Below are 14,735 nucleotides of genomic sequence, written 5' to 3' on the forward strand. Positions count from 1 at the left end.
GAATTGGAAATACGGGGTTGTATGTGACAACTCCGCTAGTGCAAGGGTACTAGAAACCTCCGCTAACAATGGAAGCGGAGGAGTTTTCATATGGAACTCCTCTTTTTTTCGGGGGATTGGTATATAAAAGGAGTGGAAAATATGTCAACAGAAAAAACATACCCTATGACGCAAGAGGGTAAGCAAAAACTAGAGAACGAACTTGAGCAATTAAAAACAGTAAGACGTAAAGAAGTAGTAGAACGTATTAAAATCGCACGTAGCTTCGGGGACCTTTCTGAGAACTCTGAGTACGATGCAGCGAAAGATGAGCAAGCGTTCGTAGAAGGACGTATTACACAATTAGAAAATATGATTCGTAATGCAGTTATCATTAAAGATACTGGCGAAGTATCAACTGTTGTTACATTAGGTAAAACAGTAACATTTAAAGAATTACCAAACGGAGATGAAGAAGCGTACACAATCGTAGGTAGCGCGGAAGCTGATCCATTCGAAGGAAGAATTTCTAACGATTCTCCAATCGCAAAAAGCTTATTAGGTAAGCAAATTGGTGAGAAAGTAACAATCCAAACACCAGGTGGAGAAATGCAAGTAGAGATTGTCTCTGTAAAATAAAAAAAAAGATTCTCCTATCGGGAGAATCTTTTTTTTCTGTAGAATGAAAAAAATTGTGTAAACCTTAGAGTGATTCGACAAAAAATGTCAAAAAAACACTTTAAGCTTTGATATCATAATTAGAGACCATAGGTTTTAAAAGGGAAAAGGGGCTAATTATGAAACATAAAATCTTTACAGGATTGGTTTGTAGTATCTCCATATTAGGACTTGCTGCATGCGGAACGAATGAAGAAACTACATCATCAAAGGGAGAAAAAGTAAAGCAAGAAGAAAAAAAGGATATTAAAGCAACTGAGAGTTCAAAAGCCTTAGAAAATCCACAAGATAAAAAGGAATTTAATGATTTTGATGTAGCGTATCAATTAGCAATTGTCATGAAAATATTTCAAGATGTAACGATTAAGTATGATTACGCAATTGGGAATCCAGATTATTTATTGCGAGATTCGATGGATCAAAAAACAATAGATGATATGAAGAATATGTTACAAGAACAGGCGAAGAATAATGATAAAATTTTAAAAGATGAAGTGAATCAAGCATATACATATTTAAAACAATCGAAAGTAAGTAATAAAGATGATATTCAAAAAATAATAGATGCACAAAATAATTATTTACATATTGTAGATAAGATGATTACTTGTATTGATTCTGTAACAGTTGAGAATGCAAAAGAAAAAAGAAATGAAATGGATAATTTCAGTAAGGACTATTTAAAAGTAGCGGCTAATGTAACAACTACTGTAATTGAAGTTGCTAAAAACACTGGAGTGAATGAAACTGAATTTAAATCGCTTCTTACGAAATTTTTAGAGAAGCCAAAAAAACAATAATAGCTTTATATAATATCTATTTTTGTTTTGGAGCTTGTATAAATAAAATAGTACCTCGTCTAAACTACAATAGACGAGGTGTTTTTTTATGAAAATAAAACGGAGAATTACAATTGTTTTAATTTGTTTTATGAGCGTTATGTTTGTATTGCTTTGTCGTTTAATCCAAATTCAAATTATAGATACAGAATCATTTACTGATCGCAAAATAAATTTAATTGAAAAAAGTGTTACGCAACGTACACAATCCATTACAGTAGACGATGGACGTGGGCAGTTTATAGATCGTAATGGTAAAGAAATAGGTGAGGAAAAATATCCTGTTTTAATTATTTTTCCATTTTTACAAATAAAAAATGACATGTTAGAGAAAATCGCGCATATCATTGGTGTGTCGAGACAAGAGATTAGAAGACAAATGAAAAATAACAAAAATGCATTTACCCTACAAGGAGAAACTGCTCCATTTCGAGTGACACGAGAGCAGATGGAGAAGGTAAATGAATTACATGTATTAGGTATTGTAGCAGCTGAAGTGCGATTAAAACAAACTGGAGAAATCAGTCATTTAATTGGTGATGTAGGGGAGAACGAAAGGGAGTTTCAAAAGCGATATGGAGAATTGAAAAAAATTTCAAAACAAACGCCGATAGGTATTTCAGGATTACAGCAATCATTTGATGAATTTCTATTGACTGATGGAGAGGCAAAAGTATTATATCAAGTAGATCGGCAAGGAGAACCAATTTTCGGAAAGCAAGCGAAATACACTTCACCAGGAAATCCGTTTTATCCAGTTAGGGTTCAAACTACTTTACATAAAGAGTTGCAGCAAAAAGCAGAAGAAGTGATTGAAGCAAACGAAATAAAGAAGGGGGGATTAGTATTACTTGATGTAAAGACAAATGAAATATTAGCGATGGTTAGTAAGCCGTCTTTACAAGTAAGGGATGAGAATTTATATAAAACTACACTTGAAAATCAAATGTTAACGCCACATTTTCCAGGCTCTGTTTTTAAAACAGTAGTTGCAGCTGCAGTCATTGATCAAAAAGTAAATTTGTTTAATCGGACATTTAACTGTAATAAAGATTTATATGGTGAAAACGACCCGCAAGTTAGGATGGGTACGCTTAACTTTAAAGAGAGCTTTGCTAGGAGCTGTAACAGGACATTTTCCGAGTTAGGTAACGAGCTATTACAAAAGGATAGGACGGTGTTAGAAACATACGTAGCAGCTCTAGGAGCAAATGAAAAGGTTGGATGGAAAGGCTCTGTATTTCATACACCTCATTTTGAGCAAATGTCAGAAGAGAAAGGCACTACTATTTGGGGGAATGAAGAAAATAAAAGTAATAAAAAAGCGGTAGAACAAACAGCGATTGGACAGAAAGATGTACGTATATCACCTCTAGCAATTGCCAATATGATGGCGACGATTGCGAGGAATGGAGAAAAGATGGAAGTGAAAGCTGTTGAAAAAATAGTATATAAAAATGGAGCGGATTTTTTTACATTTGAGAGCCATACGTTAAATGGAAAACAGCTTTCGTATGAAACAGTGAAACCATTACAAGAGTTATTAAGAGGCGTTGTAACAAGGGAGAAAGGAACAGGAACGGCATTCCGTTCGTTGCCACTAAGTGTCGCTGGAAAATCCGGGACAGCGCAAACGGGGAAAGGGACGAGGGTGAATCGCTGGTTTGCAGGTTATTTTCCGTATGAGAATCCAAGATATGCTTTAGTTGTTGTTGATCTAGAGACTGATAGCAAAGTGAATAAAGTTACACCTATTTTTAAAGATATGGTGGGAGCAATCTATCAATTGGAGAATGAAAAGTAATCTTGCAATTTATAATGAAATGTCTTCATTTCATGAAAATATCATTGTAAATGTTCAACCTTTCTAGATTTAATGTTACAATAGCAATTAGGAAAAACTGCATGGAGGTTTGGAGAATGGCAGGAGGATCAAGATTCCAACAGAAACAACAAAAACGTCGTCAAAACGGTGTTTTAAATATTGCAATCGCTATTGTATTACTATTAGTAGCTATTGTAGCATATCAATTGTTCGTTCCTAGTACGAAAGAGCAAGCATCTTCTACTGATAAGAAAGTCTCTCAACAAACAACAAAGAATGAGAAAGCTGGAAAATCAGAAGATAAAGAATCTGCTAAGAAAAAAGAAAAAGAACAAGAGCAAGCAGAAGCTAAGAAAAAAGCTGAAGAAGAGAAGCTAAAGGCTGAAGAAGAACAGAAAAAAGCTGAAGAAGAAGCGAAAGCTAACGAGAAAGTATCAGCTGAAAAAACTGTATCTAAGGCAAAAGAGGCTTACACAAAACCTTCTTGGAAAGCTGTAGGAACAGAACAAGGTTCATCACCGGCGATGACGTTTAAACAAGGGTCATCAGATTGGAATGAGATGCAAAGTGCAATTGCTGCAGGTGTTGAGATACCGAAAGAGCAATTAGTATTCCATTTTGTTGGAAGAGACAAAACTGGAAAGAGCAAAGCTTATGGTGATGTTCAAGATAAGCAAAGTGGGAAAAGATATTACGTAAATATTGATTGGGTAGACAATGAGGGCTGGAAACCAGTACTTGTTCAAACTCTAAACTAAAAAAGAGAAGCTCCTTAGGAGCTTCTCTTTTTTGTTAACGCAATTTCTTTAATTTAAAATGAACAACCGCGCTATAATACGGTCTTTTGCTTTCAGGATCCATAACCATTTGATGAGAGATGTGATGAACTTCAAGCATAAGTGCTTTATTATTATCAATTTGTTCACTAATTTTTCGTTCTAAAGAAGCTAAGTCTCCCGCTTCAAAAAACTCTACTTTATCTTCTAACATTTCAAAGGTAAATGACATGAAGACGGCCCCTCTCCTATGTAATCAACTATAGTGTAACAAAGAAAAGAAGGAAATACCATGTACATTTCAATTGACATTTTTAGAAAGAGGGAATATCATACTGATAAAACCGATAAGAAAAAGGGGAATTTTTATGGGTACAGAATTTAATGGTTTATTTGATGAGTGGGCTCATACGTACGACTCATTTGTACAAGGCGAAGATATACAATATAAAGAAGTTTTCGCCCATTATGAGGACATTCTAGAGGATGTAGTTAACAAGTCATTTGGTAATGTATTAGAATTTGGTGTCGGTACAGGTAATTTAACAAATAAATTATTACTTGCTGGCCGCACAGTTTACGGTATAGAACCGTCGCGTGAAATGCGCATGATTGCAAAAGAGAAATTGCCAAAAGAATTTTCAATTACAGAGGGTGATTTTCTTTCGTTTGAAGTTCCAAATTCAATTGATACCATTGTAAGCACCTATGCATTTCATCATTTAACAGATGATGAAAAAAATGTAGCGATTGCGAAGTATAGTCAATTGCTAAACAAAGGTGGTAAAATAGTGTTTGCTGATACGATATTTGCAGATCAAGATGCATATGATAAAACTGTTGAAACGGCACAAGAAAGAGGTTTCCACCAGTTAGCAAACGATTTGCAAACGGAATACTATACACGTATTCCAGTTATGCAGACTATTTTTGAAAACAATGGCTTCCATGTAACATTCACGAGATTAAATCATTTCGTTTGGGTAATGGAGGCAACTAAGCAATAGAAAGAGGGATTAGATTGAGAATTGCTGTAATTGGAGCAATGGAAGAAGAAGTACGTATTTTACGTGACAAATTAGAACAAGCAGAAACAGAAACGGTTGCAGGTTGTGAATTTACGAAAGGGCTATTAGCAGGGCATGAAGTAATCTTGTTAAAGTCTGGTATTGGTAAAGTAAACGCAGCGATGTCAACGACAATTTTATTAGAAAAATATAAGCCTGAAAAAGTAATTAATACTGGTTCAGCTGGTGGATTCCATCATTCTCTAAACGTTGGTGATGTAGTTATTTCCACTGAAGTTCGTCACCATGACGTAGATGTAACAGCATTTAACTATGAATATGGTCAAGTACCAGGAATGCCGCCTGGATTTAAAGCTGATGAGGCGTTAGTTGCATTAGCTGAGAAATGTATGCAGGCTGAAGAAAATATTCAAGTTGTAAAAGGTATGATTGCAACAGGGGATTCATTTATGAGTGATCCGAACCGCGTTGCAGCCATCCGTGATAAATTTGAAAATCTTTATGCGGTAGAAATGGAAGCAGCAGCTGTTGCACAAGTATGCCACCAATATGAAATTCCGTTTGTTATCATTCGCGCACTTTCTGATATTGCTGGTAAAGAATCAAATGTTTCATTTGATCAGTTTTTAGATCAAGCAGCTCTTCATTCTACAAACTTTATCGTAAAAGTGTTAGAAGAGTTAAAGTAATGTAACAAAAAGGCAACTGTCTCATATAAAGAAAATACATACAGTTGCCTTTTCTTTATTGGCAAACAAGGGGGAGAACACGATGAATGTATATCGTGGAGTTCATGAGTTAATTGGTCATACACCAATTGTAGAAATTACTCGTTTTTCACTTCCGAAAGGGGTCCGTTTATTTGCAAAGCTTGAATTTTATAATCCAGGCGGAAGCGTTAAGGATCGTTTAGGAAGAGAATTAATCGAAGATGCGCTAGAAAAAGGGCTTGTTACCCAGGGTGGAACAATTATTGAACCGACTGCTGGGAATACTGGTATTGGACTGGCACTTGCAGCATTAGAACATGATTTACGTGTCATTGTTTGTGTACCAGAGAAATTTAGTATTGAAAAACAAGAATTAATGAAAGCACTAGGTGCAACTGTCGTGCATACACCGACTGAGCAAGGAATGACCGGTGCAATTGCTAAAGCAAAAGAGTTAGTAAATGAAATACCGAATTCATACTCTCCAAGTCAGTTCGCAAATGAGGCAAATCCTCGTGCATATTTTAAAACATTAGGACCTGAACTGTGGGACGCATTGAATGGAGAGATTAACATATTTGTTGCTGGAGCAGGAACTGGCGGTACGTTTATGGGGACTGCATCTTACTTGAAAGAAAAAAATATAGATATTAAAACAGTTATCGTAGAGCCAGAAGGATCTATTTTAAATGGTGGTAAGGCTGGTTCACATGAGACCGAAGGAATTGGACTGGAATTTATCCCCCCATTTTTGAAGACATCTTATTTTGATGAAATTCATACGATTTCTGATCGAAATGCATTTTTACGAGTGAAAGAATTAGCGCAAAAAGAAGGACTTCTCGTTGGAAGCTCTTCAGGAGCAGCATTTCATGCGAGCTTACTTGAGGCAGAGAAGGCAGCACCAGGTACAAATATTGTAACCATTTTTCCAGATAGCAGTGAGCGCTATTTAAGTAAAGACATATACAAAGGATGGGAATAAAAAATGAGAGCAAAGACAAAGTTAATTCATGGTATTCGCATAGGAGAACCTTCAACTGGGTCTGTAAACGTACCGATTTATCAAACAAGTACGTACAAACAAGAAGCAGTTGGTAAGCATCAAGGATATGAATATTCACGTACAGGTAACCCAACACGTGCAGCATTAGAAGAAATGATTGCTGTATTAGAAAATGGGTATGCTGGATTTGCATTTGGTTCAGGAATGGCTGCTATTACAGCGACAATTATGTTGTTCTCAAAAGGTGACCACGTTATTTTAACAGATGATGTTTATGGCGGAACATACCGCGTTATTACGAAAGTATTAAACCGTTTCGGTATTGAGCATACATTTGTAGATACAACAAACTTAGAGGAAGTTGAAGAAGCGATTCGTCCAAATACGAAAGCAATTTATGTGGAAACACCAACGAACCCACTACTAAAAATTACTGATATTAAGAAAATATCTACTCTTGCTAAAGAGAAAGACTTATTAACAATTATTGATAACACATTCATGACGCCATATTGGCAGTCGCCGATTTCTTTAGGGGCAGATATTGTGCTTCATAGTGCAACGAAATATTTAGGAGGTCATAGTGACGTAGTTGCAGGTCTAGTAGTTGTAAATAGCCCACAACTAGCAGAAGATCTTCACTTTGTACAAAACTCAACAGGAGGTATTCTTGGGCCGCAAGATAGCTTCTTACTACTTCGTGGTTTAAAAACATTAGGAATTCGTATGGAAGAACATGAAACGAATTCACGCGCTATTGCTGAGTTCTTAAATAATCATCCAAAAGTAAATAAAGTATATTACCCAGGTCTTGAATCACATCAAAACCACGAGTTAGCAACAGAACAAGCAAATGGATTTGGGGCAATTATCTCATTTGATGTAGATAGTGAAGAGACATTAAATAAAGTACTTGAGAAATTGCAGTACTTTACACTTGCTGAAAGTTTAGGAGCAGTAGAAAGTTTAATTTCTATTCCATCTCAAATGACACATGCATCAATCCCAGCTGATCGCCGCAAAGAATTAGGAATTACAGATACATTAATTCGTATTTCTGTCGGTATTGAAGATGGTGAAGATTTAATTGAAGATTTAGCACAAGCGCTAGCATAATAAAAAAACGCACTGCTCTATATTAGCAGTGCGTTTTTTTATTACGTTATTTTGTGAAATATTTCACAAAATAGACATACACAAACGAAATGATTTCATGTATATTGAATTCAGGAAATGTTACTCACGAACAAACTTGTGAAACATTTCACAAACAATGAAATTCATGTAGGAAAGCATCTCTATTTTTTTATGTTAATTGGGACTTATTTTGACCTATAGGGACATATAAGGACCGTGATAGTAGAATAGGAGGAAATTTACATGGTAGTCAAAGAGAAAGTTGTAAATGAAATGCAGGAAGTAAAAAAGATGATTGATACGCTAGTAAATAATGGTCAACAAGCTTTACAAGCATTAGAAAGTTTTACACAAGAGGAAATTGACAACATTGTTCATGAAATGGCATTAGCAGGTGTTGATCAACATATGCCGCTAGCAAAATTGGCAGTTGAAGAAACTGGCCGTGGTGTATATGAAGACAAATGCATTAAAAATATTTTTGCCACTGAATATATTTGGCATAGTATAAAGCAAGATAAAACGGTAGGAATTATTCAAGAAGATTCTCATGAAGAAATAATAGAAATCGCGGAACCTGTCGGTGTAGTAGCTGGGGTAACGCCAGTAACGAATCCAACGTCGACAACAATGTTTAAAGCGTTAATTGCGATAAAAACAAGAAATCCAATTATTTTCGCGTTTCATCCTTCCGCACAAAAATGTTCTGTGGCAGCGGCGAAAACAGTATATGATGCAGCGATGAAAGCTGGTGCACCAAAACACTGTATTCAATGGATTGAAAGACCGTCTGTTGAAGCGACGAAACAATTAATGAACCATGATGGTGTAGCACTCGTTCTAGCAACTGGAGGCGCTGGTATGGTGAAATCAGCTTACTCTACTGGAAAACCAGCGTTAGGCGTTGGGCCTGGTAATGTACCGTGTTATATAGAAAAATCAGCACATGTAAAACGAGCTGTTAATGATTTAATTTTATCGAAAACATTTGATAACGGTATGATTTGTGCATCGGAACAAGCAATCATTGTCGATAAAGAAATCTATGATGATGTTAAAACAGAAATGATTGAAAACAATTGTTACTTTGTAACAGAAGAAGAAAGAAAAAAATTAGAAAAGCTTGTTATAAATGAAAATACATGTGCAGTAAATAGTGATATTGTAGGGAAATCAGCACAGTATATTGCCGATTTAGTTGGGATTACTGTTCCTGAACATACAAAAATGCTTGTAGCTGAAATTCAAGGTATCGGAGCAGCATATCCGTTATCTCGTGAGAAACTGAGTCCAGTATTAGCTTGTGTGAAGGCGAATTCATTAGAAGAAGGATTTACATATTGCGAAGAAATGTTGAACCTAGGTGGTTTAGGACATTCAGCAGTTATCCATTCTACAAATAAAGATGTGCAAAAGCAATTTGGGTTACGTATGAAAGCTTGCCGTCTCATTGTAAATGCACCTTCATCACAAGGTGGAATAGGGGATATATATAATGGATTTATTCCATCACTTACACTTGGTTGTGGTTCATACGGAAAGAATTCAGTTTCCCAAAATGTAACAGCCACTCATTTATTAAATATAAAAAGGCTGGCAAATAGAAAAAAGAATATGCAGTGGTTCAAATTGCCACCAAAAATTTATTTTGAAAAACATGCTACAGCTTATTTAGCAAATATGCCTAACATTTCACGTGCATTTATTGTAACGGACCCTGGAATGGTTGAACATGGCTATGTCGATACAGTCGCGCACTATTTAAACAAGCATGCAAATGATGTGAAAGTTGAAGTTTTCTTTGAGGTCGAACCAGATCCATCAGATGAAACTGTTTTTAAAGGTGCGGAAATGATGAGAAGCTTTAAGCCAGATGTAATTATCGCACTTGGTGGTGGTTCAGCTATGGATGCAGCAAAAGGAATGTGGTTATTCTATGAGCATCCAGAAACGACATTCTATGGCATTAAACAGAAGTTTTTAGATATAAGAAAACGTACATGTAAATATCCGGAATTAGGAAATAAGGCGCAGTTTGTTGCGATTCCAACGACATCAGGAACGGGATCAGAAGTGACACCATTTGCGGTTATTACAGATAAGAAAAATAATATAAAGTATCCGCTTGCAGATTATGAATTAACACCAGATGTAGCAATTGTTGATCCGCAATTTGTAATGACAGTACCACCACATGTAACAGCAGATACTGGTATGGATGTTTTAACACATGCAATTGAGGCGTATGTGTCTGTTATGGCAAATGACTATACAGATGGATTAGCATTAAAAGCTATTGATCTCGTATTCAAATATTTACCGAGAGCATATAAAGATGGAAATGATGAAGAAGCAAGAGAAAAAATGCATAACGCTTCTGCAATTGCAGGTATGGCATTTGCAAATGCTTTCCTCGGTATTAATCACAGCTTAGCACATAAAATTGGACCAGAATTCCATATTCCGCACGGACGCGCAAATGCCATTCTAATGCCGCATGTAGTCCGCTATAATGCTATTAAGCCAAGAAAACACGCATTGTTCCCAAAATATGAGCACTTTGTGGCAGATGAAAGATATGCACATATAGCGAGAATGCTCGGGCTTCCAGCAAGTTCGGCAGCAGAAGGGGTGGAATCACTCGTCAAAGCAATTATTGAGCTTGGAAAAAGCTTAAATATTAATATGAGTATTGCAGGACAAGGAGTAGATAAAGAGCAATTTGAAGAGGTTGTTGGAGTATTAGCAGAAAGAGCTTTTGAAGATCAATGTACAACTGCTAATCCAAAGTTGCCGCTTATTTCAGAACTGAAAGAAATTTATATGGAAGCATATAAAGGTGAATAATGATTACAAAAGAGCCGCAGTAAAGCGGCTCTTTTTTTATTGGAAAACATCTCCCAGAATGGCTGTATTTACTGGTCTTTCAGTTTCATAGAATATGATACAGTGAAATGGAGGAGTGAGAATATAATGAAAGAATTAAAAGGAAAAATAGAAGACTATACTCGGTTCGGACAAATTCTTCTCGCTGTAAGTACATTGTTAATGGTTGGCTTGTTGATTCCGAATGGAGCAAAAGAGACAATCCAATTTTTTGTTATGATGGGGAGCATCGTTATATTTTTAAGTTTATCGTTCTTTTTCTTTCAGCGTGTGAAAGTGATGCGTGACCAGCTAGAGGAAAATGAATGTGAATAATATTGTTAACTAGAGCGCGGCGAAAAGAAAAAATATTTTTGTCACGCTTTTTGTTTTTTGTAGAAAAATGTATGCGTTTCGTGTTGACAATGATAATCCTTATCAATTAAAGTAGAATAGTAGTTAATGATTATCATTATCAATTAGAGGTGAAGGAATGAAAAAATCTATTACGCTATTTACAGCGATTTTATCTATTTTTTTCTTGTTAATAGGTTGCAGTGCCAAAGGGGACGAAAAAGCGTCTGCAACCAAAACAGAAAAAGGAAAAGAGAAAATCGAAATTACCGACCTATCAGGAAGAAAGGTAACATTCGATAAAGTGCCAGAAAATTTTGCGACATTAAGTATGGGGGACATGGATATTATTCATGCTTTAGGTGGAAAAATAGTAGGTCGCCCGGATACGAAATTAACTCTTCCAGAGGAGTTAAAGAAAGCACAAGTAATTGGGAATGCACATCAACCGAATTTTGAGCAAATTGCTAGTTTAAAGCCCGATGTACTTGTTGCTAACAATGGATTCCAAAAGAATGTGCCAACGGTTGAAGGACAAGGAACGCAAGTTATCATTTCTTCTGCGAATTCTGTACAAGATATTCAAAAGAATATTGAATTATATGGAACGGTAATGAAGAAAGAAGATAAAGCAAAAGAAATTAATCAAAAAATGAATGATCAAATGAAGAAATATGAGAAAAAGAGCGATGTGAAAGCATTGCTAGTGTATGGCGCACCAGGTACTTATTTAGCGGCATTACCAACATCTTTATCAGGTGATATTTTAGAAAAAACAGGCGGAAAAAATATTGCTTCTGATTTTCCAGAAACGAAAGAATATCCGCAATATGCACAGCTAAGTGTAGAACGTATTATTGAGGCGAATCCAGATGTGATTTATTTAATTACACACGGAGATCCAAAAAGTGTGAAAAAAGCATTCGAAGGCGAAATGATGAAAAATGAAGCGTGGAAAAATTTAGAGGCAGTAAAACAAAACCGCGTAGTTATTTTGCCACCTGATTTATTTGGATCTAATCCTGGTACAAAAGTTACAGAAGCAATGGATTTTATGTATAAAAGTATACAAGATGTAAGGAAATGATACGTATGGAAAGTAGTGAAGTAGTAAGAGAAAAGGAACATCCTTTTGCGAAAAAAAGATGGATAATAGCAGTTACTTTAGTTGTATTAACAATCCTAGGTCTCTTGTACGGTCTTTTCGCAGGAAGTTTATCCTTTTCTATACGAGATATTTTAACAGGTATACAAGAGGAAGGTTCGACAGTTCATCGAATTGTATGGGATCTTCGCATACCGAGAGTGCTTATTGGGTTTATAGTAGGAACATGTTTAGCTGCATCTGGTACACTGCTACAAGGGGTTATGAGAAACCCTCTTGCAGATCCTGGTATTATCGGAGTTTCATCTGGAGCAGGCCTTGTAGCAATTGTCATCATGATTTTATTTCCACAGCATCTAGCTTTTTTACCACTAGGGGCGTTTTTAGGAGCTTTCATAACAGCGATGGTTATTTATGCTTTATCATGGCAAAAAGGGGCACCACCTTCAAGAATCGTCTTAGTAGGGGTGTCGATCAATGCATTAATTGGTGCAGCAACGTCAGCATTAATGTTATTACATAGTGACAAAGTACAATCGGTGTTACCGTGGTTAGCGGGCGGTATTGGTGGTGTAAGTTGGGCACATTTAAACATGATTATTTATTATGCAATATTCGCCATTATATTAGCTTTCTTTGGTATTAAGCATATTCGAGTGTTAATGCTTGGAGATGAAATGGCAAAGTTATTAGGACATAATGTGGAAAAAAGTCGGTTTTATTTAATCGTAGTAAGTACATTATTAGCTGGAATTGCAGTAAGTGTGTCTGGTCTTATTGGATTTGTCGGTCTTGTCGTACCACATATGCTACGTTTATTAGTTGGAAATGATTATAGATATTTGCTACCTTTATCATGCCTTGGCGGCGGGGTATTACTTGTTTTTGCGGATGCAATAGCTCGAAGTTGGTTTGACCCAATCGAATTGCCTGTTGGTATTTTACTGTCCTTCTTAGGTGGTCCGTTCTTCTTATATTTAATTCATAGAGGAGGAAAACAAAGTGATTTCCGTTAACAAAGTGTTTTACGCACACTCTGAAAGATTTCAAATGCAAAATATGAATGTACATATTAAGGCTGGAGAAATCGTTAGTTTAATTGGTCCGAATGGATCGGGAAAATCTACTTTGCTTCGTTTAATAGCAAGGCTACTGAAACAAAGCGAAGGGGACATCATTTTAGATGGGAAAAATATTCATATGATGAAGAGTGCTGATGTAGCGAAGCAATTAGCAATGTTACCACAAATGCATGATCATCAATTAGATTTAACAGTGAAAGAACTAATTGAGTTCGGAAGAGGTCCACATAAATCATGGAGTAGCCGCTTAAATAAAGAAGATGAAGAAATTGTTGATTGGGCATTGTCTGTTACAAATCTTGAAGGGTATGAATATCGTCTTTTACATTCTTTATCAGGAGGGGAACGGCAACGTGCTTGGATTGCGATGACATTAGCGCAACGTACAAATGTCTTATTATTGGATGAACCAACAACCTTTTTAGATATCGTTCACCAGTTGGAAGTAATGGAACTTGTGAAACGATTAAATGAGGAGTTTGGAATGACAATTATAATGGTTTTACATGACATTAACCAAGCTGCTCAATATAGCGATCGTTTACTTGTATTAAAGCGAGGAAAGATTCAGTATGATGGTATACCAGAAGAAGTACTATGCCATGAAATGTTTCAACATGTATTTGGCATAGATGTAGATATTTTTCAAGGAAGTGACAAGCCTTTTTTTACACCGAAACGAATTTCTAAAAGGGGAGAAGAGCGATGCAAACAGAAGAGCGTATTACCACGGAATTAGTAAGAGAATTTGTTATGGCAGCTCACGGGGATTTAGAGAAAGTACAAGAGCTATTGGTTGAATCACCAAGCTTACTTCACGCCGCTTATAATTGGGGTGGATCAGATTGGGAAAGTGCGTTAGGCGCATCGGCACATGTAGGTCGTAAAGATATTGCTCTTTATTTACTAGAAAAGGGTGCTCGGATGGATATTTTTGCAGCAGCTATGCTTGGTGAATTAGAAGTTGTACAAGCTATTTTAGTAGCTCAACCAGAAGCATTGCGTGCATCTGGCCCTCATGGTATTTCTCTTCTTCAACATGCACGAATGGGTGGAGAGAAATCTAAGCGTGTATATGATTATTTAGCAATACTATCTTAATGAACGAAGGAAGTTCTTATGAGCGGTAAACTTTTCACTTGAAACAATTGGAAAGTTTACCGCCCGTTAGAACGGGATAAGTATCTAGTATATTTGAAAATCCTACACCCCCCTCAATTGTAGTTTTCTTTATGCTAGTTATGATATGGATGCAGTGGACAATATTTGTCTACTGCTTTTTTTAGTTATTTGGAATGAATATTGTGTATTTTATCGTTGGTTCATTTATCCCGCTAATTTCCAGGCAGTA

15 protein-coding genes are annotated in these 14,735 nt (G+C 36.1%); 14 read left to right on the top strand and 1 reads right to left on the bottom strand.

Going from position 1 to position 14,735, the window contains the following annotated elements; genetic code table 11:
• Window positions 1–141 precede the first annotated feature (141 nt).
• From greA to M1D66_RS05550, 4 genes are all read left to right on the top strand, one after another.
• Window positions 142–618 carry a transcription elongation factor GreA gene (gene greA, locus M1D66_RS05535; RefSeq protein ID WP_000102591.1) on the top strand — a complete coding sequence of 159 codons (477 nt, stop codon included), beginning with the start codon at window positions 142–144 and terminating at the stop codon, window positions 616–618.
• Window positions 619–776: 158 nt separating this feature from the next.
• Window positions 777–1,457, top strand: coding sequence for a hypothetical protein (locus M1D66_RS05540; RefSeq protein ID WP_000680877.1), 681 nt, complete (start codon window positions 777–779; stop codon window positions 1,455–1,457).
• Window positions 1,458–1,545: 88 nt separating this feature from the next.
• Window positions 1,546–3,300 carry a peptidoglycan D,D-transpeptidase FtsI family protein gene (locus M1D66_RS05545; RefSeq protein WP_242555029.1) on the top strand — a complete coding sequence of 585 codons (1,755 nt, stop codon included), beginning with the start codon at window positions 1,546–1,548 and terminating at the stop codon, window positions 3,298–3,300.
• A 116-nt stretch (window positions 3,301–3,416) separates the two neighbouring features.
• Window positions 3,417–4,079: a YrrS family protein gene (locus tag M1D66_RS05550; RefSeq protein ID WP_000897098.1), complete on the top strand. Its 663-nt coding sequence runs from the start codon at window positions 3,417–3,419 to the stop codon at window positions 4,077–4,079.
• A gap of 34 nt (window positions 4,080–4,113) precedes the next feature.
• Here M1D66_RS05550 and M1D66_RS05555 read toward each other — a convergent pair whose 3' ends face one another.
• Complete coding sequence (locus tag M1D66_RS05555; protein WP_000010984.1) at window positions 4,114–4,329, bottom strand: YrzA family protein; 216 nt, start codon at window positions 4,327–4,329, stop codon at window positions 4,114–4,116.
• A 136-nt stretch (window positions 4,330–4,465) separates the two neighbouring features.
• Between M1D66_RS05555 and M1D66_RS05560 the strand changes: the two genes are divergently transcribed.
• The 10 genes from M1D66_RS05560 to M1D66_RS05605 all read left to right on the top strand — a co-directional run bounded on the left by M1D66_RS05560 (window position 4,466) and on the right by M1D66_RS05605 (window position 14,485).
• Window positions 4,466–5,104 (top strand): class I SAM-dependent DNA methyltransferase, encoded by a 639-nt coding sequence (locus M1D66_RS05560; RefSeq protein ID WP_000536321.1) that lies wholly within the window; start codon window positions 4,466–4,468, stop codon window positions 5,102–5,104.
• Window positions 5,105–5,118: 14 nt separating this feature from the next.
• Window positions 5,119–5,814, top strand: coding sequence for a 5'-methylthioadenosine/S-adenosylhomocysteine nucleosidase (gene mtnN / locus M1D66_RS05565; protein ID WP_001217024.1), 696 nt, complete (start codon window positions 5,119–5,121; stop codon window positions 5,812–5,814).
• A gap of 82 nt (window positions 5,815–5,896) precedes the next feature.
• The gene (locus tag M1D66_RS05570) at window positions 5,897–6,820 is read left to right on the top strand and encodes an O-acetylserine dependent cystathionine beta-synthase (protein WP_001103877.1); all 924 of its coding nucleotides are present in this window, start codon (window positions 5,897–5,899) and stop codon (window positions 6,818–6,820) included.
• A gap of 3 nt (window positions 6,821–6,823) precedes the next feature.
• The gene (locus M1D66_RS05575; protein WP_086386117.1) at window positions 6,824–7,957 is read left to right on the top strand and encodes a bifunctional cystathionine gamma-lyase/homocysteine desulfhydrase; all 1,134 of its coding nucleotides are present in this window, start codon (window positions 6,824–6,826) and stop codon (window positions 7,955–7,957) included.
• Window positions 7,958–8,221: 264 nt separating this feature from the next.
• On the top strand, window positions 8,222–10,825 hold the full coding sequence (gene adhE / locus M1D66_RS05580) for a bifunctional acetaldehyde-CoA/alcohol dehydrogenase (RefSeq protein ID WP_264622648.1): 2,604 nt from the start codon (window positions 8,222–8,224) through the stop codon (window positions 10,823–10,825).
• Window positions 10,826–10,951: 126 nt separating this feature from the next.
• Window positions 10,952–11,179, top strand: coding sequence for a YrhC family protein (locus M1D66_RS05585; protein WP_000661263.1), 228 nt, complete (start codon window positions 10,952–10,954; stop codon window positions 11,177–11,179).
• A gap of 157 nt (window positions 11,180–11,336) precedes the next feature.
• Window positions 11,337–12,284, top strand: a complete 948-nt coding sequence (locus M1D66_RS05590) for an ABC transporter substrate-binding protein (RefSeq protein WP_000748452.1) — start codon at window positions 11,337–11,339, stop codon at window positions 12,282–12,284.
• Window positions 12,285–12,289: 5 nt separating this feature from the next.
• The gene (locus M1D66_RS05595) at window positions 12,290–13,318 is read left to right on the top strand and encodes a FecCD family ABC transporter permease (RefSeq protein WP_002024813.1); all 1,029 of its coding nucleotides are present in this window, start codon (window positions 12,290–12,292) and stop codon (window positions 13,316–13,318) included.
• Entirely contained in the window at window positions 13,305–14,123 is an 819-nt protein-coding gene (locus tag M1D66_RS05600) for an ABC transporter ATP-binding protein (RefSeq protein WP_006926759.1), read from the top strand. The genes M1D66_RS05595 and M1D66_RS05600 overlap by 14 nt, the downstream gene beginning before the upstream one ends.
• Window positions 14,090–14,485, top strand: a complete 396-nt coding sequence (locus tag M1D66_RS05605) for an ankyrin repeat domain-containing protein (protein ID WP_144596917.1) — start codon at window positions 14,090–14,092, stop codon at window positions 14,483–14,485. The genes M1D66_RS05600 and M1D66_RS05605 overlap by 34 nt, the downstream gene beginning before the upstream one ends.
• Window positions 14,486–14,735: the final 250 nt, after the last annotated feature.

Source organism: Bacillus sp. PK6-16, from assembly GCF_056530295.1.